The organism is Mycolicibacterium novocastrense (assembly GCF_001570485.1).
GTDB lineage: Bacteria > Actinomycetota > Actinomycetes > Mycobacteriales > Mycobacteriaceae > Mycobacterium > Mycobacterium novocastrense.
In genome coordinates this window covers 15,367-33,370 of record NZ_BCTA01000052.1, presented here as the reverse complement: position 1 = coordinate 33,370, position 18,004 = coordinate 15,367, and the positions used below count along the sequence as shown (strand labels likewise).

Here is an 18,004-nt window from a genome sequence, read left to right as displayed (position 1 = left end):
ATGATGCAGAATCCCACCGCCGTCGTCGAAATGGCCACCGGACCCGAAACCCTTGCAGCCCTGCACGAAACATTGGACGAGGTGTGGCAGAGGCATGACATTCCCGATGGGACCCGGATGTCGATGGATCTGGCGGTCGGAGAGATCGGCGCCAATATCATCGAGCATGCTGGGGGCGGCCAGTCGGTGCGGTTACGAATGGAGGTCACGGTCTCACCGACCGAAGTGATCGCCACCCTCATCGACGACGGCGGACCGTCCCCCGTCGACCTCAGTCAAGTGGAGCTGCCCGACGAACTCGCGGAAAGCGGCCGGGGGCTGGCCATCACGCTGAGGGTGCTCGACGAGCTGTCCTATCGGCGCGAGGAAACCGGTAACCGCTGGACATTGGTGTCGCGTCTGCACTGACCGGGATCAGGGCCGGAACGTCACCCCGCCGTCAACGCTGATCGTCTGCGCGGTGATGAAGCTGCCGTCGTCGGAGAGCAGAAGCGCGGCCAATGCGGCGACGTCGTTGGGCGTCCCGAACCGGGCCTTGATCATCTGGCGTGCGCGGGTCTGCTCGACGACGCCGTCGGGCATCGGCTGCTCGTCGAATTTGTAGTGCCAGATCAACCCCGGCGCAATCGCGTTGCATCGGATGCCCTTTGGTCCGTACCGGCGCGCGATGTGTCGCATCAGCGCCAGCTCGGCAGCTTTGCTCATGGCATACGACACCCGGGTGCTTGCGCCGTTGTAGGCATCGATCGAAGCGGTGAAGACGATCGAACCGCCGCCGGCCTCGACCATCGCGGGGATGGCGTGCTTGGCGCAGATGACGAAACCGCGGGTGTTGACGCGCATCACCTCGTCGAAGGCTTCCAGGGGAAGCTCCACGACCCCGCCGGGCAGATAGGCGTCCGCGGCATTGGTGAAGTTCACGTGCATGCCGTCGAGGCGACCGAAGGTGTCCACGGCCAGTGCGACCGCCGAGATCACGGACTGCTCATCGGAGCCGTCGAGATGTGTCCCGCGGATCCTCTTGCCCGTGGGGTCGATCTCGTCCGTGACGCGTTTCACCAGCTCAGCGTCGATATCGCCGATCACCAGACGGGCTCCCTCGTCGGCGTACCTGCGCGCCAGCCCGTTGCCGATGCCGCCGAGGCCGGCGACGATGATGACCTTGTCTTCGAGCATTCTCGCCACGTCCGGAGATGATCCACCCTGGTCGGGCACCGTCACAGCCGATCGTCCTGGATTGCGGCGAATGTAACGATTTGATATACAACCCTGCGTGGGTCGGCACTCCGTAGCCAAGAAGCGGCGCACGTCACCGATGGGCGTGGCTGCAGTGCTCGGACCGGCCGCTGTCTTCTTCGCGGTCGGCGGAGACGTCCATCTTGAGGCTCGTCCGGCCCCCGAGAGCAAGCCCGTCGTCGAAGAGGTCGCAGACACCCAACCGTGTTGTCTGGAGATCGTCGCGGCCCCTCCGATAACCCCCGCGGCGGCCATCGGTCATGTCAATCCCGGCGTGGCACCCGACGCCATGGTTGCGGCCGCCCGCTACCGCACTGTCGACCGTTCTCTGCCGGTCGGCATCGCACCCGAGCGCGGCCTCCAGGTGAAGACGATCCTCGCGTCGCGCGCGATCAGCGAGGCTTTCCCCGAGATCAGCAACATCGGCGGTGTGCGCCCGGATTCGCTGAGGTGGCATCCCAACGGCTTGGCGCTCGACGTGATGATCCCCAATCCGGGCAGCGCGGAGGGGATTGCGCTCGGTGACGAGATCGTCTCCTACGTCCTGCGCAACGCGAAACGCTTCGGCTTGCAGGATGCGATCTGGCGCGGCGTGTACTACACGCCAGATGGCGCTCAACGAGGTGGCTACGGCCATTACGACCATGTGCACATCACGACCCATGGCGGCGGATACCCGACCGGCGACGAGACCTACCTGCGTTGAGTTGTCGCGCGCGTGATGTGACGCAGCGGATGCCCGGGGGGTGGCGACGCCTTGAGGTCGTCTGTCGGGCAGCCCTGGAGTCGTGAGGTCCGGGGCTGTCATCGTCAGGGCCCGACGGGGCCTCAGTGATGTCCGCCGTCTTGCTGTTGGGTGTCGGCCGGGGCGGGTTGCACGTTGGAGACCCCCGGTGCCACAGGTGCGGGCACGCATGTCGGTGTGCCATCGACAATGGATTCACTTCCGCTGCAAGCCGGTTCGGTGATCGATTGCGCAGAGGCACCGGCCAGGGTGGTGACGACGGAACCCGCGGTGAGCGCGCATCCGAGAACCACCGCACCGGCGCATCGACCAAGAAATCCTAGTGGACGGGACATCTGACACCTCCTTCGACGGCCTCGGTGAAGAAGCTAGGCTGATTCGAGACGCTCACTGCGAGGCTGGGGCGAGACTATCGCCAATGTGCCGTTGGATTCGTGGAATTGACGCGTCGAGTGGGATCGGATCCGGCCGCAATCGGCGCATCATCCTGGTGGTGTACAGCGCTTCGTGGATGTCCATTTCTGTGCTCCTCTCCGCTACTCGGGCCAGCTGTTGTTCAAGATGAGGTCGACGAAGTCCTGCCGCTCGAACGTCGGGTCGAAGTGCGCCAGCACATCGGCGTTCATGGTCCCGAACGTGGTGTCGGGGCGGTGTTTCATGCCGTCGTTGAAGGCCGCGAGGATGCGGTTCTTGAAGTCGGGCCGAGGGTGGGCCGCGGTCACAGCGGCGATGGCCTGCGGCGAGAGCTCTTCCCGACCGATCCCGACGACGTCCGCCTCGACACCGGCAATCACCAGTGCGGTCTCGGGGTCCAGGAATTGCGGCACACCCGGGGTGGTGTGCAAGGCGATGCCCAGCCACACCTTGCGGGCATCGGCTGCGTCGACGCCGCGCTCGAGCAGGAAGTCGCGGGCCGCGTTCGCGCCGTCGACTTCGAAGCGTAGATCGGAGGTGCGGTAGCGCTCGGTGAGCCCGAGATCGTGGAACATCGCGGCCACGTACAACAGCTCGAGGTCGGGTCGCAGGCCCAACCGGTTGCCCCGCAGTGCCCCGAACAGGAACACCCTGCGTGAATGGTCGAACAGCAGGTCGTCTTCGGCGCTGCGGATGTACTCGGTCGCGTCGCGCACCAGCGCGCTGTCGGGGATCGTTATGCCGGCGATCGACTGGATCGATTGGGTACTCATTGTCAGCCTCCTCTGTTGGACTACTACTTCGTTTGAGTCAACGCAGGTCAGGAGCCGCGCGCATACGGTGATTGAGCCGTTCGTCCCACAAAATGCGACACAATGACGGAGTGGTTGCGGGTGCGGGCTCGCGGGTGGTGGTGATCGTCGTCTTCGACGACGTGACCATGCTTGATGTCGCCGGGGCGGGTGAGGTCTTCGCCGAGGCCAATCGATTCGGCGGCGACTACGAGGTCAGGATCGCGTCGGTCGACGGGTGTGACGTGACGACCTCAATCGGAATCCGCATGGGCGTCACCGACCCCATCACGTCGATCGAATATGCCGATACCGTCCTGGTTGCGGGCAGCGACACCATTCCTTCTCGGCCTATCGATCCCGCGCTCGTCGAGGCGGTGAAATCGGTGGCGGGTCGAACGCGGCGGTTGGGCTCGATCTGCACAGGGTCATTCATCCTGGCCCAGGCCGGGTTGCTCAGCGGACGGCGCGCGACCACGCATTGGCGCGAAACCCGAAGGCTGGCCAGGGCCTTCCCGGAGATCACCGTTGAGCCCGACGCCCTCTTCGTCCGTGACGGCGACGTCTTCACCTCGGCGGGGGTGTCGTCGGGCATCGACCTCGCGCTCGCGTTGGTGGAACAGGACCATGGTGCCGACCTCGTGCGCGAGGTCGCTCGCTGGTTGGTCGTCTACCTCAAAAGGGCCGGCGGGCAATCGCAGTTCTCCGCGCTCATCGAGTCGAACCCGCCACCGCAGTCGGCGCTTCGAGTCGTCACCGAGGCGATCGCCGCCAACCCGGCCGCCGACCACAGCGTGAAATCCCTCGCGGTACGGGCGTCATTGAGTACGCGTCAGATGACCCGGCTGTTCCGCGCGGAGCTGGGAATGACGCCCGCCGAATATGTCGAGATGATCCGCATCGACGCCGCCCGTGCGGCACTGGACGCTGGACGCACCGTCACGGACACGGCACACCTCGCCGGTTTCGGCAGCACCGAGACTCTTCGACGTGCGTTCGTCGAACACCTTGGCGTGTCCCCGAAGGCGTACCGCGACAGATTCCGCACCGCGATCCGGGGCTGAGCTGTCAGCTGACCTTTCGCAGTTGGAACGGGCTCTGGGTCACGACGCCGCCCGCACAACCGTAGTTGGAGTCTGAGGAGACGACACCGCCGAGCGTTGTGGGATCGACCGACATCGACACCACGGCCGGTTCATAGCTGCCGTCTTCACAGGTGAGACCTCCGGGCTTGGAGACGGTGAAGTTCCAGCGGCCGCCGGAGTACGTGGCGGGAGTGCGCCATCCCTGATTGCTGGCCACCGTGCCCGTACATCCGGCAGGCCCGCAGCTCGTCGCGAAGGTCAGCACCAGGATGGAGTCGCCGTCCACTTCGGTGTAGGAGCCGTTGAGCAGCGGAGGATCGGCGGCCGCCGTCGCGGCGAATGCAACGCATGCGGTCGCCGGCAGGGCGACCGCGATTGCCAATGTGCGCAAGGCCTTTGTCATAGTGACTCAGGAATTTACGGCCCCGTCGGGCGAATCCACGGTGGCGAGACACGCAAATGCCCGGTTGTGTCCGTCCCGCCGCAGAATCGAGACCTTCGGAACGAATTGCCGCGGTTACGGCGCCGTCTTGCGTCGACGGCCCGACAGGAGGAAATACAGCACCGCACCGATCGCCAGGACGCCGGCGACCGCCGCGGCGATGGCCACGGGCTTCACCCACGTATCCTGCGCGGGCGCAGCGGTTTCGCTGCTGCTCAGCTGGACTTGATAACCAGGGAGCGGACCCTGCGACGGCTGGACCAGACCGGGTAGCTGTTGGGTGCTGGTGATCTCGAACAGGCGCTCACCGCCTCCGGTCTTGGTCCAGTGCCCCCACGCGGGAGTCTCCTCGTCGAGAAGCACGCGGTGACCACCGACCGATGGGTCATCGCCGAGATCGGCCAGCGTTTTGACCCGGAACGGCTTCGATTCTCCGTCCTTGTACTTGAGCGCTACGAGCACGTTCTTGAAGGTCGTCGGCGGCTTGGGCTTTGGGGGCGGCGGCTGACCGGGAGCCGGCCGATAGCCGCCGCCGGAGAAGCTGCCAGTCGACACCGTCACCGGCTTGCCCGAGGGGTCCCGGTTCACCGCGGTGAAGCTGTACACGCCCGGACCGGGGGCGGTGAGAACGGCGCGTCCGCTCGGCGGGACGTCGAAGACCCGGGTGGTGTTGTTGTAGGGGTAGATGATCTGCAGCGGTGTCTTGTACGGATTGGTGAAGACGGGCCGGAACCAGCGGTCATATCCGGTCCACCTCGAATTCCATTGCGTCACTGGGCTACTCCACGTCGACGACGTGGTGCTGGTTGTGGTGCTGGTGAACGACTCCAGGGACTCCGTGAGTTCGGTGACCTCCGTCTCTGTCGCCGTCGGCGGATCGACGTCCACCGCGTCGGCGCCGTGCGCCTCGTCGAAGTCCTCCTGCGACACCTCGGCGATGTCGGGGTCGGCGGTGTCGGCCTCGACGGCCGGGTCGGCGATGTTTGTGTCGGGGTCGCCGGGATCACCCGGGTCCCCTGGGGTGCCCGGGTCACCCGGTGCGTCGCCCGGTCCCGGTTCGTCCGGCGCCCCAGCGGGTCCGGGTTCGTCGGGCGCCCCTGCGGGTCCGGGTTCGTCGGGCGCCTCGACGGGTCCCGGTTCGTCGGGGGCGCCAGCGGGTCCGGGTTCGTCGGGTGCGCCGGGCGCGGGTTCCTCTAGGTCGGGAGCCGGCGCCTCCGGTTCGGGAGCCTCGGCAACCGGCTCACCCGCGTCCACCGGGCCGGGTTCTTCGACAGGTTCGGCGTAGGAGCCGGAATCATCGACGATCTCGGGTGCGTCACCGTCGTCGTACGGATCCGCCCAAGCGGGCGGCACGGCACCCAGCCACATGGCCGTCGTCACTGCGACCGATGACAAGGCGAGGGCACCGCGCCGGTAGAGGGCGCTTCGAGCTTCGTTCACGGGGTCTCCTGGCGCGCGGGTGGGCACAGACTTGCGACCTTGGCAGATTCTTCGCGGCCGTGGCGAGGGACACGCCGCGAAAGGCAAGCCACAGCAAGAACCCGCCGGCCCCATGACTGGGCCGGCGGGTTGGGCGGGTTGGTCAGTGCGCGGTCTTGACCTGTGTCGAGGCGACCTGCATCGGCTGGGGGGCCTGCGAGCCGGTCGCGGGGTCGGCGCCGTCGTTGTGGCCGGGCTTGCCGGTGTAGGGGCCGTGGGGGGTCTTGGGGAAGGTGACGTGCTGTTCGGTCTGGGCGATGCCGGGCGCAGGGACGCCGACTCCGTTGCCGTCGCGGGCCGCGTCGAGTTGCTCGTCGAGCGCCTGGCGGGCGTTGGCCACCGACTGCTGGGCGGTTCCGGTCAACTCGGTGCCCGAGGTGCTCGAGCCGGCGTCGGCGTTGGCGCTTGCCGCGGCGAGGACACCGGCCAGGGCGGCCAGTCCGAAGATGACGAGGGCGGCGGTGGCGGCGATGCGGTTCTTGATCATCTGAGTTCCTTTCTCGGGGCCATCTGGTGTGGCGTTGAGAAAAGAATGGGGCGCGGTCCTCAATGGAAACTCAATGCGGCGTTCGTGCAGCTCAGCGGTCAGAAAGCCGGTGAGTCACCCGGTGCGATCTCGAAGGTGAACTGGTGGCCGGCGATGTCGATGACGTCGCCGTCACCAAGCGTTGTACTGCCGCGAACCCGCTCGTGCGCCACCACGATACCGTTGCCGGACCGCAGGTCGTTGATCACGAAGCTGGCGCCGGTGTCGATGATCGTCGCGTGGTACCGGCTGACTTTCGGGTCGTCGATGACGATGGTGTTGTCGGCCCTGCGCCCGATCCCGGTCACCACCGTTTCCAAGGGATAGCAGCGTCCGGCGAAGTCCCGGAGCTGCGCCCGATTGGACCTCGACGAGGCCGTCATGGTGGTCGACATATGGCTCTCGATCATGGTGACGACGTCGGAGGCATCGCTTTGCGCGATTCGCTGGACGTCCAACGGTTCCTGGCGCAGGATCCGCTCGTGCAGTGTGCGTAACGACGGCCCTGGATCGATGCCCAGTTCATCCGACAGCGTCGATCTGACGCGGCGGTACGCCTCAAGGGCATCGGTCTGCCGCTCGGCCAGATAGTAGGCCGTGATCAGCTGCGCCCACAGCGGTTCCCGATACGGATGCTCGCCAACCAGGTCCTCGAGCTCGCTGATTACCGAATCTGAACGCCCACAGGCGATTTCGGATTCAGCGCGTAACACCTGCGCCCCGACCTTGTCCTCTACGAGCGCAGCGGCGAACGGCTCGACGAAGCGGAACTCCCGCAGGTCGTCGAGAACGCTACCGCGCCATTGCGCCAACGCGGCCGACAGCCGGTCGGTGGCCAGCGCGAAACGGCCGGCGGCCGCCGCCTGCGCCCCGGCGGCCTTCTCGGTGTTGAACCGCCCCAGATCACAGGCCGCGTCGGGCACGTTGAGCTGATAGCCCGGCCGGGCACTGGCCAAAATCGCCTTCGGGTCGGCGCCGCCCGAACCGAGCACCTTGCGCAGGTTCGCCACGTAGACGTGCAGGTTGTGTATCGCGTCGGCCTCCGGCATGTCCTCGTCCCAGATCGCCGCGATGATCGAATCGCGCGGCACGGGACGGTTGCGGTTGATCAGCAGCAGCGCCAGCACAGCGCACTGCTTCGGCGTGCCCAACGGCACCGGTTGGCGGTTCACGCTGACACGCAGCGGACCCAGCACACCGAAATCGAGGCCCGACGCAACCATGGGCCCCGTTGTATCAGCCGACCGAGAGCTTGACCACGGGATTGGCGCCCACGTCGGTGACATAGACGTTGCCCGCCGCGTCGACCGCCACCCCCTGAGGGTCGTTGAGCCCCGTGAAGGGCAGCGGAAACGCGGCACTCGTACCGGGCCGCAGCTCGACGATCCCGGCGTTCCCGCGGTCGGTCACGTAGACGTTGCCCTCCGAGTCGACAGCCACACCGTGCGGCTCGTTCACCCCGGCGAACGGTAGTGCAGTGGCCTCCGTCGAGTCCGCCGCCAGCTGCAGCACCCGGTTGTTGCCGGTGTCGGTGACCACGACACCACCTGCCGGACCAACTGCCACGCCGCGGGGATCGTTGAGGTCGGTGAACGGTACCGGACTCGGAGCGGTGGCGCCGCTCGCCAGAAACAACACCCGATTGTTCCCGCGGTCGACGACGTAGACGTCGCCGTTGGGCTTGACGGTGATGCCGCGCGGATCGTTGAGGCCGCTGAACGGCAGCTGGGTTGCCGCAGGTGCGCCGACGGGAAGCCACATCACTCGGTCGTTACCCGAGTCGGTCACGTAGACATCGCCCTTCGCATCCACCGCGATATCTCGTGGATTCTTCAGACCCTCGATCGGCAGCGGGGTCGCCGTCGCTGCGCCGGGCTCCAATCGCATCACCTGGTCGATGCCGATGCCGGTGACGTACGTGGTTCCGTCGGCCTCGACCGCGATTCCTGCCGAGACTCGAAGTCCGTTGAACGGCAACGGTATTTGCGATGAGAAACCTTGACCGACCGGCGTTGGTGCAGCGCTGTCGGCGTCCGACGATTGTCGTCCGACGATCATGACTCCCGCGACCACAACCACGGCCACCGCCACCACGGCCGCAGACATGACGCCGATAGCCTTGCGTGGCAGGCGTTTCCGAATCGGATTCGAGGTCTTGGGGACGGCGGTGGGGTCGCCCAATGCCGCCCGAGCGGCCAGGGCCAGGTCCTGGACGCTTGCATATCGGTCGTCGGGGTTCTTGGCCATTCCCTTGGCGATCACCGCGTCGAAAGCCGCGGGCACGTCTGCGTCGCTGGCACTGGGCTGCGGCGGGGGAGTGTGGAGGTGATGACCGATCAACCCCTGCACACCCATGTCGCTGGTGAATGGCGGTCCGCCGGTGAGGCATTCGTAGAGCACACAGGCAAGCGCGTACACGTCTACGCGCGAATGGGTCTTCACGGCTGCGCCGATGGCTTCCGGAGCCATGTAGGCCGCCGTACCGATGGTCTCGCCGGCCTTGGTTAGCGTGGCGTCTCCCGAGGCATGAGCGATGCCGAAGTCGATCAGGTAGGCGAAATCGTTGGTGCACACCAAGATGTTGGAGGGTTTGACGTCGCGATGCACCAAACCCACGTCGTGGGCCGCCTGAAGCGCGCCTGCCACTTGGGTGATGACTGCGACCGCGCGTGCCGGGGCCAGTGCGCCTTCTTGTTTGATCAGCGTCCGAAGGTCCGTGCCGTCCACCAGCCGCATGTTGAGAAAGAGCCGACCGTCCACGTCGCCGAAGTCGTGGATCGGGATGATGTGCGGTTCGGTCAGCTGTGCCACCGCCTCGCACTCCCGCCGGAACCGTTCGCGCGTCTCCTGGTCGTTGGCAGAGTGCTCGGGCAGCACCTTCAGCGCGACCACGCGATTGGTCTGCGAATCACGTGCCCGCCACACCTGGCCCATGCCACCGGCGCCCAGCAGCGACAGCAATCCGTAGCGGCCGAAGTGCCTGGTGGGTTTCTCGTCGCGTTCGACGCGTCCGCGCGGCGGTGTATCGCCGGGGCTCGCGCCTTGTGTGGCGCCGCCGTCGTCTTTGACCGTGTCATCCATAGCGTTGCTGAATCGGCTCTCTCGCGACGGACGCCTCCACGCGCCTATTTAACCAGTCTAAACGTCAACGAGGCAGCAGTTGCGCGATGACGTTTGGATGACTTCTGCGGTATCGGCCGACTATTGCGTTGGCATGTTGGCGAGTTCGACGGCCCGGTTCAACGTCTGACGGTCGACGACGTCGGCGGCATTCATGGGTCCGGTGAGGACGTCCGATTCCCTCGCGATGTCGATCATGAACCTCACGCTGTCGTCGGTGAGCCCGCCTCCGTCGGTCCAGAAAGGGTGCTGCTGGATGAGGTCGAACAGCTCTCTGAGTGATTCTTCGGAGGGGGGCGCTTCGACATATTCGTCGACCGCGCTTCGGAACACGGCGTAGTCGCTTTTCAGCGTCCGCATCGCGCGCAACGTGGTGGCACAGTATCTGGCGGCGAGCTCGCGGTTCTGTGCGAGCCAATCCCCACGGGCGGCCTGGGCTACCTTGATGAAGCCCGGGGCATTGTCAAAGAGGGTCGCGATCAACACCGGTTGATTCACCATCGCCTTCGCACCGTCGTACTGCGTGTCGTGAATGACCGTCGCGTCCAGCTGGCTTGCGACCCACTCATCGAGTCGGAGGCGGGAGCTTTCGAGGATCACCGGATTCGGAATCTCGTGGACGTCGCGGTGCTCGCCGATGCCGCTCAGCAGCGCGTTGAGCACGATGGCGCCCGAGCCGCCCGGGCTGTCGATGCCCACCCGCGTCGATGGTTCGAACAGCTGGCCGGCGTTGTTCACACCGTTGGCGCCGGCAAGGACGAAGTCGTCCATGCTGACGTAGGGGCAGAACATCTTGACGTCTTCGCCGTGCTCACGCGCATCCAGGATCGCGGACACCGACGTCGCCAGGACCTGGGCTTCGTTGTCGCGCAAGGTCTGTACCGCGTCGGTGTGGGTGTCGTACTGGATGATGTTCTGCTGGGTACTGAGGGTCAGCCCGAAGTCGGGTCCGTAGCGGTCTACGCCGTAGACCAGCGGGATCTGGGACGGATGTGGTTGTGAACCCAGCACGATGCGCAGCGACTCCCCGGTGCTTGGCGCGCCCGGTTGGGCTACGGCGGAGGTGCAGCCCGCGAGCGAGAGCACACTGGCGGTACCGACGGCGATCAAGCACATCGCATTGCGTCGAGCGCTCTTGGGTGGCATGGGTCTCCTCGTTGTAGGTTGCGCTGACCGTACGCGACGAGGACCGGGTTCGTTGGTTACTGAGCATCCGTCGTCGACAGCGGTTGGCGTTCGACGGAGCGTCCGAGGGCAACCTTTGCGGTGATGATGCCCAACTTGGCCATACCCAAGTACGTCGACGGGTTGAACAAGGTCGGCCACATGGTGCGCGTTCTGTGTTCGTCGACCGGTCGGTCGGTGAAGCGATCGCGCAGCCACCTCAGCGTCATGGGCGCCGACAGCGGGTGCAAAAGCAGGTGACCGCAGAATCGATCGCGGTGGTAGGTGACTGCGGCGCCCATGCGTTCATACTCGGCCACCAAGGCATCGACGTCGTCGACGCTGATGATCCCGTCGTGCACCGCCTGCACGACAAGCACGGGGGGCTTGGGCCTGGACTTGCCGAGCTTGGTCTCGTCGAAGATGTGGCGCACCTCGGGCAGGTCCCACAACTCGTCGGCCGACATGTCGACGTACGACCCGATGTCGACATTGCGCAACTGCCAAACGGCCTGCGCTGTCGTCATTGTCTGCAACTTTTCGAGCAAGGCCTTGCCCTCGTCGGTTGCGTGCTCGTTGACGACGTTTTGTGCGCCCGGGAAGACTTGGATCAACGCGGAGATCATCAGCGCGGCCAGACCGGCGAAGAAGCTGCCGTTGAGGCGGCGCGCCACACTCCCTGGGTCGCCGACAGGTGAACCCAGCACGGCGCCAACGATATTGAGCTCCGGTGCATAGCGCTCACACAGCTCGGCCGCCCACGCCGAGGCCAAGCCTCCCCCCGAATAACCCCAGAGACCCAGTGGTGCGGAGGGCGCTAATTCCAGGCGCTCGCAGCGCATCGCGGCACGCAGGCCGTCCAGAATCCGGTAGCCGGGTTCGACGGGAGCACCCCACATGCCGTGACAGCCTTCGTGGTCCGGTACGCAAACCGCCCAGCCTTCGGCCAGCGCGGCGATCACCAACAAGTACTCGGCTTGGACGAACGCACCGATCGGTCGCGCGCCTCGCCTCATGGCGAACGAGGGGAAACATCGCGACGCGACGGCGTCGATTGCGCACTGGTACGAGAGGACCGGGCAAGCGACGTCCGACTCGCGCTGTGACGGGACGAGCACCGTCGTCACGGCGACTTCCGGTTCTTCGTGCAGATTCGTCGTCCGGTACAGCAATTGAGTGGCTTTCACTCGTTGGCTGACGAGACCGAGAAATCCGATCTCCACGTCGCGGGATCGCAACACCGTGCCCGGGTCCGCGTGCTCGTAACCCTGTGGTGCTCGGTAGAACGGGTCGTCATCCGGTGGGAGCGGAGGTTCGCCGAGGCGCAGCTTGTGGTGCGGCGGAGTTGCTTCCTTGACTGGCGTGGATGAGTTGTCCATGGGTGTGACGGCCCCCTCGGCGTTTTATTGACAGCGCGCGCGTCGCCGCCGCCCGGGGGATGCATTACCCGCGGTAGCGGGCTGCCAACCGTCCGTCAGCCGATCAACGCTGCTGAGCTCGCATTTGGCCGACAGCGTGTCCCGCCATTCCGTCAACGCCGATCGTTGGGGCCGGCAGGTGCTGTCGTCCCCGCCAGATCGTGTACACGCTGCAGATGAGCACGATGCAAAGGGCGAAAAGATAAGCCGCCGGAAGAAGCTGATCCCACGTTCCCGGGTGGCGCAGGGACATCAGGCCTGCCTGTGGAGGCGAGCTTCTCGATGCGATGAACCACCCCCCGAAGGCCGCAGCAAGCGTCCACATGGCCAGCACCGCGGCGCGCGAGCGATGCACGAAGCCGAGAACCCCAAGGTGAACAAGGAGCGGCGCGAACCACACCCAGTGGTGGCTCCAGCTGAAAGGCGACACGGCGGCCGAGGTCATGCCCGCGATGGCGACGCCCAAGAGCAAATGACCCCGGCGCCACGCCACCGCGGCGATCGCGATGGCGAAGATCGCGAGTATGACTCCGGCCGCGCTCTCCCACCGCGTCGCCCAGTCGAGGCGCGCGAGGAGTCCGGTCAAACTGGTATTCGCCAGGGGGTCACTGGAGATCCGTCGTACATCTTGAAACCGCCCTCGCAGCCAGAACTCGTTCGAATCGGCGGGTAGTGCTACGAACCCGACCGCGACGGTCGAGACGAAGGTCAAGCCAGCGATGACTGCCTCGCGACGCCGCCCGGTTGCGACGAGGAACACGATGAAGAGCGCGGGTGTCAGTTTGATCCCGGCGGCGATCCCGATACCTATTCCCGTCCACCTACGGGGCGGTTGCGTCAGCACATCGGCCAGGACGATAGCCATGATGAGCAAATTGATCTGGCCGAGCTGCAGCGAAAGACGGACAGGCTCGAGCCAGATGATCGGAGCCGTCAAAAGCGCCGTCAACCCCCACAAACCGGTTGCGGTCGTGATTCCTGCAGCACTGAGCATCCGGTGGACGATGTAGCCCACGGCGGCCACGTTCAGCAGAAGGCCAACGGCGAGAATGGCAGGCTGGCCCAACCCGATCAGTGGGAGGAAGCACAGAGCGGCGAACGGCGTGTAGGCGAACAGCATCGTGTTCGAATCTCCGGTCATCCCCACCGAATACAGGTCTTGACCATCCCAGACGCGCAGTGCTCCAAACCGGTAGACCTGCAGGTCCACCTGGCTGATCAGGCTGGGCCACCGAAGGTATGCGACCACGTACAACGCCAACCCAAGCACTAGGACGACCGGCCCCACCACACGGACCGCTGGAGAGACGGGGCGAGCGACGGGATTGGCCTGCACGATTGGGCGACTCCTACATCAGTGCCGTATTCGTTGCCCGGACATTTCTTGCGGGCGGACATCGCGGGCAATCCTGATAGCGCCTCCCCGCGAACCGGGGATGAGGCATTCTCGGTCGGCACTGTTTCGAACGGCCCCCGGACGTCTGTTCCCGCCGCGGTGTTCGGCAAACGGTTCTGGAGTAATTGATGCCCCGTCACACCCGTAGTTCATTCAAGGGGCATCGGCAGACGCGACTATGCCGACGAGTGTGGGTTCGTGGAGCCGGTGACGGGAATCGAACCCGCGTTCTCAGCTTGGGAAGCTGATGTTCTGCCATTGAACTACACCGGCCTGTTTGAGCACGAAGGCTAACATCCGAGCCGCTAGGCTCGTCGGGTGCTGCTCTCCGACCGCGACATCCGCGCCGAGATCGCTGCCGAGCGACTGGGGCTCGATCCGTTCGACGACTCCCTGGTTCAGCCGTCCAGCATCGATGTCCGCCTCGACAACCTGTTCCGCGTCTTCAACAACACGCGCTACACCCACATCGACCCGGCCAAGCAGCAGGACGAGCTGACCACCCTGGTCCAAGCCGACCCGGGTGAGCCCTTCGTGCTGCACCCCGGCGAGTTCGTGCTCGGCTCGACATTGGAACTGTGCACCCTGCCCGACGACCTGGCGGGCCGGCTGGAAGGCAAATCCTCCCTGGGCCGCCTGGGTCTGTTGACGCACTCCACCGCGGGGTTCATCGACCCCGGGTTCTCCGGGCACATCACGCTCGAGTTGTCGAACGTCGCGAATCTGCCGATCACACTGTGGCCCGGAATGAAGATCGGCCAGCTGTGCCTGCTGCGGCTGACCAGCCCCGCCGAGCACCCGTACGGCAGCGCGCGCGTCGGCTCGAAGTATCAGGGCCAACGCGGCCCGACCCCGTCGCGGTCGTACCAGAACTTCATCAAGTCCAGTTGAACCGCTCGGCGCGGACGGCCGTTGACACGAGTAGGGTCGAGATACCAACGTCGGCAGCTTCGACCCCAGCAAATGTCGGTGGAGGCGTAACGCCTGTGCTGCTCACGGCGATGAACTACTAGTCGCCGACCTGTGCGTGGCGAGATGCCGATCGGCGATCCAGGCTTGGTAGCAAACGTTTTTGGAGGGGCAGTGGACATCGTTCTGGGTGTGTCGATGACACCTACGACGGTCCGCATGGTGCTGGTCGAAGGCGAGATGGCCGACGGGGCCACCGTCGACCACGACGTCTTCGAGGTCAGCGGAAGTGACGGCTCAGCAACATCGGGTGCCGCCGCCCAGGTGGTGGACGCCGTACTCGGCACCAAGGAGAGCGCCGAGGCGGGTGGCCATGATCTGAAGGCCATCGGCGTCACGTGGAGCGATCACGCCGAGGCCGCGCAGCTGCGTGATGCGCTCGCCGCCCGCGATATCGACGACGTCATGCTCGTCTCCGACGGGCACGCCGCGGCCGCACTCGCCCAGGCCGTCGGGCGGGCGGTCGGATACGAGACCACCGCACTGCTGTTCATCGACCGCGACACCGCGACGTTGTCGGTTGTGCAGACCGACGACGGATCCGTGGTCAAGGTGCTCGCCAGTAGCCTGCACAGCCAGGACGCGATGGCGGTGCTCGCCGACATGGCCGCCGCCGTCGATGCCCAGGACAACGCACCGCAGGGCATGTTCGTGATCGGATCGGGCGTCGACGTGAGCTCGGTGAAGAGCCATCTCGAGCATCTGGTGAGCCTGCCGGTGCACGCGCCCGACGAGCCGGAGATGGCGCTGGCGCGTGGTGCGGCGCTGGCCGCCGCGGCCGCGCCCCCGTTGGAGGCCTCGACCGTCGGACTCGCGTACTCCCAGGACCCCGACGGCACCACCGCGGGTTCGGTGTACGCCGGGCTCGCTGGCGCGGAAACCCAGCTGGCGCCCGCCGGCGGTGACGGCGCCTACATCGGCGACTACGCATCGCGGACCGACCTGTCCGCCGCGGCCAACGAGGACCGCAAGCCCTTCCTGCTCGTCGGTAGCGCGATGGCGTCGATCTTCGTGGTCGGCGTTGTCGCGCTCGTGATCTCGCTCGCGGTCAGTATCCGGCCGACGGCCGACCAGCGGCCGAGCCCGGGGCAGAGCGCGATCGTGCCCAGCAGCATTGCACCCGCTCCACCGCCTCCGCCGACCGAACAGGCGCAGCCGGTTCAGGCGCCCCCGCCCCCGAAGGCGGAGACCATAAAGGCTCCCGTTCCTGTCGTCCAGCAGCAGCCTGCTCCGCAGGCGCCGCCGCGGACGGTCTACGTCGAGGCGCCACCACCAGCGCCGCAAGCCCCGCCGCCCGCGCCTGCGCCCGCGGCACCGCCGCCTGCACCGGCACCCGTGGCTCCGGCGCCCGTCGCTCCGGCCCCGGTTCCGGTGTACGTACCGCCGGTGATCGCACCGCCGCAGTACTACCCGCGACCGCAGAACCCGTGGACCCCGCCGAGATGGACGCCCAAGGTGCCGAGCTGGACTCCGCCGTGGCGGGACGCGCCCGAGGAGCCCGAGCTGCCCAGGCCTCAGCTGCCGCCGTGGCAAAACGGCTCCGGCAGTGGCTCCGGCAGCTACCCCGGTAGCGGATCGGGCGGTTACCCGGGCAGTGGCTCGGACCGCTATCCCGGTAGCGGCTCCGGTGGGTCCAGTGACAGCGGATCCTCTCGCGGGCCGGGTTCGGGCGGTTCGAGTGACGGCGGATCCTCCCGCGGGCCGGGCTCGGATGGATCGAGTCGCGGCGGATCGAACTGCTTCCTGGGGTTGTGCCGCTAGCTCGTAACCTGCCGTTGGCCGCGCGATCAGTGTCGCGTAGCGGTTAGCTCATCGGGGCTGCATATCAAGGCGGTATGCGGTGCACCGTTTTCGGCACGGGATATCTGGGAGCCACCCACGCGGCGGGTATGGCCGAGTTGGGCCACGAGGTGCTCGGCGTCGACGTCGATACCGGCAAGGTCGCCAAACTCGCAGCGGGCGAAACCCCGTTCTACGAGCCCGGCCTGCGGAAAGTATTGAGCGACAACATATCCGCTGGACGCTTGATGTTCACCACCGACTACGACGCCGCGGCCGGGTTCGCCGACCTGCACTTCCTCGCCGTCGGGACGCCCCAGAAAAAGGGGGAGTTCGCCGCCGATCTGCGTCATGTCCACGCCGTCATCGACATGCTGGTTCCGCGGCTGCGCCGGTCGGCCGTCATCGTCGGCAAGTCCACGGTGCCGGTCGGTACCGCCGCCGAACTCGGGAACCGGGCGCGCGCGTTGGCGCCGATTGGAGTCGACGTCGAGTTGGCCTGGAACCCGGAGTTCCTGCGCGAGGGCTTCGCCGTGCATGACACGCTGAATCCGGACCGCATTGTGCTTGGCGTACAACCGAATTCGTGTGCCGCCGAGGCGGCGATCCGGGAACTGTACGCCCGGCTGCTGGATCAGCGGGTCCCCCTGCTGGTCACCGATCTGCAGACCGCCGAGCTGGTCAAGGTGTCGGCCAACGCCTTTCTCGCCACGAAGATCTCGTTCATCAACGCGATTTCCGAAGTCTGCGAGGCCGTCGACGCCGACGTGACGCTTCTCGCCGACGCGTTGGGATATGACCCGCGGATCGGGCGCCGCTTCCTCAACGCCGGACTGGGTTTCGGAGGCGGTTGCCTGCCCAAAGACATTCGCGCGTTCATGGCCCGCGCCGGTGAACTCGGCGCCAACCATGCCCTGACGTTCCTGCGCGAGGTGGACGCCATCAACATGCGGCGGCGCAGCAGGATGGTGGAACTGGCGACCGTCGCGTGCGGAGGATCGCTGCTCGGCGCCAACATCGCGATTCTGGGGGCCGCGTTCAAGCCCGAGTCCGACGACGTGCGCGACTCGCCGGCTCTCAACGTGGCCGGAATGCTGCAACTCAAGGGCGCCACCGTCACCGTCTACGACCCGAAGGCGATGGACAACTCCCGCCGCCAGTTTCCGACGCTGACCTATTCGACGTCGGCCGCCGAGGCGTGTGACCGGGCCGATGCCGTACTGGTGCTCACCGAATGGCGCGAGTTCATCGAATTGGACCCCGCCGACCTCGCCGGTGCGGTACGCGCGAAAGTCGTTGTCGACGGCCGCAATTGCCTCGACATCGACCGTTGGACGCAAGCCGGCTGGCAGATCCACTGCCTGGGCAGGGGCGTGACGCCTCAGAATCGGTAGGCTCGGCCGCGTGGAACCGATTCGTCCGGCGCGGCACGGCGGACCC

16 protein-coding genes, 1 tRNA gene and 1 pseudogene are annotated in these 18,004 nt (G+C 66.2%); 6 read left to right on the top strand and 12 right to left on the bottom strand.

Features of this window, described 5'->3' with window-relative positions:
- Entirely contained in the window at nucleotides 1-408 is a 408-nt protein-coding gene (locus tag RMCN_RS19205) for an ATP-binding protein (protein WP_067392537.1), read from the top strand.
- 6 nt (nucleotides 409-414) lie between these two features.
- Here RMCN_RS19205 and RMCN_RS19200 read toward each other — a convergent pair whose 3' ends face one another.
- Nucleotides 415-1,176, bottom strand: a complete 762-nt coding sequence (locus RMCN_RS19200; RefSeq protein WP_067393036.1) for an SDR family NAD(P)-dependent oxidoreductase — start codon at nucleotides 1,174-1,176, stop codon at nucleotides 415-417.
- 97 nt (nucleotides 1,177-1,273) lie between these two features.
- Here RMCN_RS19200 and RMCN_RS19195 point away from each other — a divergent pair, with 97 nt between their 5' ends.
- On the top strand, nucleotides 1,274-1,942 hold the full coding sequence (locus RMCN_RS19195) for a VldE C-terminal domain-containing protein (protein WP_201028882.1): 669 nt from the start codon (nucleotides 1,274-1,276) through the stop codon (nucleotides 1,940-1,942).
- A 486-nt stretch (nucleotides 1,943-2,428) separates the two neighbouring features.
- Here RMCN_RS19195 and RMCN_RS31590 read toward each other — a convergent pair.
- A pseudogene (locus tag RMCN_RS31590) lies at nucleotides 2,429-2,500 on the bottom strand (nitroreductase family protein); the annotation flags it as partial.
- A 17-nt stretch (nucleotides 2,501-2,517) separates the two neighbouring features.
- On the bottom strand, nucleotides 2,518-3,168 hold the full coding sequence (locus RMCN_RS19180; RefSeq protein WP_067392529.1) for an HD domain-containing protein: 651 nt from the start codon (nucleotides 3,166-3,168) through the stop codon (nucleotides 2,518-2,520).
- Nucleotides 3,169-3,260: 92 nt separating this feature from the next.
- Between RMCN_RS19180 and RMCN_RS19175 the strand changes: the two genes are divergently transcribed.
- On the top strand, nucleotides 3,261-4,250 hold the full coding sequence (locus RMCN_RS19175; protein ID WP_201028880.1) for a GlxA family transcriptional regulator: 990 nt from the start codon (nucleotides 3,261-3,263) through the stop codon (nucleotides 4,248-4,250).
- Between the two features lie 4 nt (nucleotides 4,251-4,254).
- On the opposite strand, the gene RMCN_RS19170 is transcribed toward RMCN_RS19175, so the two are convergent.
- The 9 genes from RMCN_RS19170 to RMCN_RS19125 all read right to left on the bottom strand — a co-directional run bounded on the left by RMCN_RS19170 (nucleotide 4,255) and on the right by RMCN_RS19125 (nucleotide 14,089).
- A complete protein-coding gene (locus RMCN_RS19170; protein ID WP_064415203.1) occupies nucleotides 4,255-4,674 on the bottom strand; it encodes a hypothetical protein in 420 nt (139 codons plus the stop codon).
- A 114-nt stretch (nucleotides 4,675-4,788) separates the two neighbouring features.
- A complete protein-coding gene (locus tag RMCN_RS19165) occupies nucleotides 4,789-6,153 on the bottom strand; it encodes a collagen-like protein (protein ID WP_067392526.1) in 1,365 nt (454 codons plus the stop codon).
- Between the two features lie 142 nt (nucleotides 6,154-6,295).
- Nucleotides 6,296-6,679 (bottom strand): hypothetical protein, encoded by a 384-nt coding sequence (locus RMCN_RS19160; RefSeq protein WP_067392523.1) that lies wholly within the window; start codon nucleotides 6,677-6,679, stop codon nucleotides 6,296-6,298.
- A gap of 98 nt (nucleotides 6,680-6,777) precedes the next feature.
- Entirely contained in the window at nucleotides 6,778-7,941 is a 1,164-nt protein-coding gene (locus tag RMCN_RS19155; RefSeq protein ID WP_067392520.1) for a BTAD domain-containing putative transcriptional regulator, read from the bottom strand.
- Between the two features lie 13 nt (nucleotides 7,942-7,954).
- Nucleotides 7,955-9,799 (bottom strand): serine/threonine-protein kinase PknD, encoded by a 1,845-nt coding sequence (locus RMCN_RS19150; protein WP_067392516.1) that lies wholly within the window; start codon nucleotides 9,797-9,799, stop codon nucleotides 7,955-7,957.
- Nucleotides 9,800-9,919: 120 nt separating this feature from the next.
- The gene (locus RMCN_RS31585; protein ID WP_234787717.1) at nucleotides 9,920-10,984 is read right to left on the bottom strand and encodes an ABC transporter substrate-binding protein; all 1,065 of its coding nucleotides are present in this window, start codon (nucleotides 10,982-10,984) and stop codon (nucleotides 9,920-9,922) included.
- A gap of 56 nt (nucleotides 10,985-11,040) precedes the next feature.
- Nucleotides 11,041-12,381 carry a lipase family protein gene (locus RMCN_RS19135; RefSeq protein ID WP_067392510.1) on the bottom strand — a complete coding sequence of 447 codons (1,341 nt, stop codon included), beginning with the start codon at nucleotides 12,379-12,381 and terminating at the stop codon, nucleotides 11,041-11,043.
- Nucleotides 12,382-12,484: 103 nt separating this feature from the next.
- Nucleotides 12,485-13,630, bottom strand: a complete 1,146-nt coding sequence (locus tag RMCN_RS19130; RefSeq protein WP_234787716.1) for a glycosyltransferase 87 family protein — start codon at nucleotides 13,628-13,630, stop codon at nucleotides 12,485-12,487.
- A gap of 385 nt (nucleotides 13,631-14,015) precedes the next feature.
- Nucleotides 14,016-14,089 (bottom strand) — tRNA-Gly (locus RMCN_RS19125).
- 45 nt (nucleotides 14,090-14,134) lie between these two features.
- On the opposite strand from RMCN_RS19125, the gene dcd reads away from it, so the two are divergent.
- From dcd to RMCN_RS19110, 3 genes are all read left to right on the top strand, one after another.
- The gene (gene dcd, locus RMCN_RS19120; RefSeq protein WP_064346781.1) at nucleotides 14,135-14,707 is read left to right on the top strand and encodes a dCTP deaminase; all 573 of its coding nucleotides are present in this window, start codon (nucleotides 14,135-14,137) and stop codon (nucleotides 14,705-14,707) included.
- A 192-nt stretch (nucleotides 14,708-14,899) separates the two neighbouring features.
- Nucleotides 14,900-16,546: a DUF7159 family protein gene (locus RMCN_RS19115; RefSeq protein ID WP_067392504.1), complete on the top strand. Its 1,647-nt coding sequence runs from the start codon at nucleotides 14,900-14,902 to the stop codon at nucleotides 16,544-16,546.
- Nucleotides 16,547-16,620: 74 nt separating this feature from the next.
- Entirely contained in the window at nucleotides 16,621-17,958 is a 1,338-nt protein-coding gene (locus RMCN_RS19110) for a UDP-glucose dehydrogenase family protein (RefSeq protein WP_067392501.1), read from the top strand.
- Nucleotides 17,959-18,004 lie beyond the last annotated feature (46 nt).

Bases quoted from the DNA above. Each gene is read 5' to 3' on its own strand.
- RMCN_RS19110 (WP_067392501.1), top strand. From the start codon at position 16,621: ATGCGGTGCACCGTTTTCGGCACGGGATATCTGGGAGCCACCCACGCG.
- RMCN_RS31585 (WP_234787717.1), bottom strand. From the start codon at position 10,984: ATGCCACCCAAGAGCGCTCGACGCAATGCGATGTGCTTGATCGCCGTC.
- RMCN_RS19135 (WP_067392510.1), bottom strand. From the start codon at position 12,381: ATGGACAACTCATCCACGCCAGTCAAGGAAGCAACTCCGCCGCACCAC.
- RMCN_RS19150 (WP_067392516.1), bottom strand. From the start codon at position 9,799: ATGGATGACACGGTCAAAGACGACGGCGGCGCCACACAAGGCGCGAGC.
- RMCN_RS19180 (WP_067392529.1), bottom strand. From the start codon at position 3,168: ATGAGTACCCAATCGATCCAGTCGATCGCCGGCATAACGATCCCCGAC.
- RMCN_RS19160 (WP_067392523.1), bottom strand. From the start codon at position 6,679: ATGATCAAGAACCGCATCGCCGCCACCGCCGCCCTCGTCATCTTCGGA.
- RMCN_RS19155 (WP_067392520.1), bottom strand. From the start codon at position 7,941: ATGGTTGCGTCGGGCCTCGATTTCGGTGTGCTGGGTCCGCTGCGTGTC.
- RMCN_RS19205 (WP_067392537.1), top strand. From the start codon at position 1: ATGATGCAGAATCCCACCGCCGTCGTCGAAATGGCCACCGGACCCGAA.
- RMCN_RS19170 (WP_064415203.1), bottom strand. From the start codon at position 4,674: ATGACAAAGGCCTTGCGCACATTGGCAATCGCGGTCGCCCTGCCGGCG.
- RMCN_RS19200 (WP_067393036.1), bottom strand. From the start codon at position 1,176: ATGCTCGAAGACAAGGTCATCATCGTCGCCGGCCTCGGCGGCATCGGC.
- RMCN_RS19175 (WP_201028880.1), top strand. From the start codon at position 3,261: ATGCGACACAATGACGGAGTGGTTGCGGGTGCGGGCTCGCGGGTGGTG.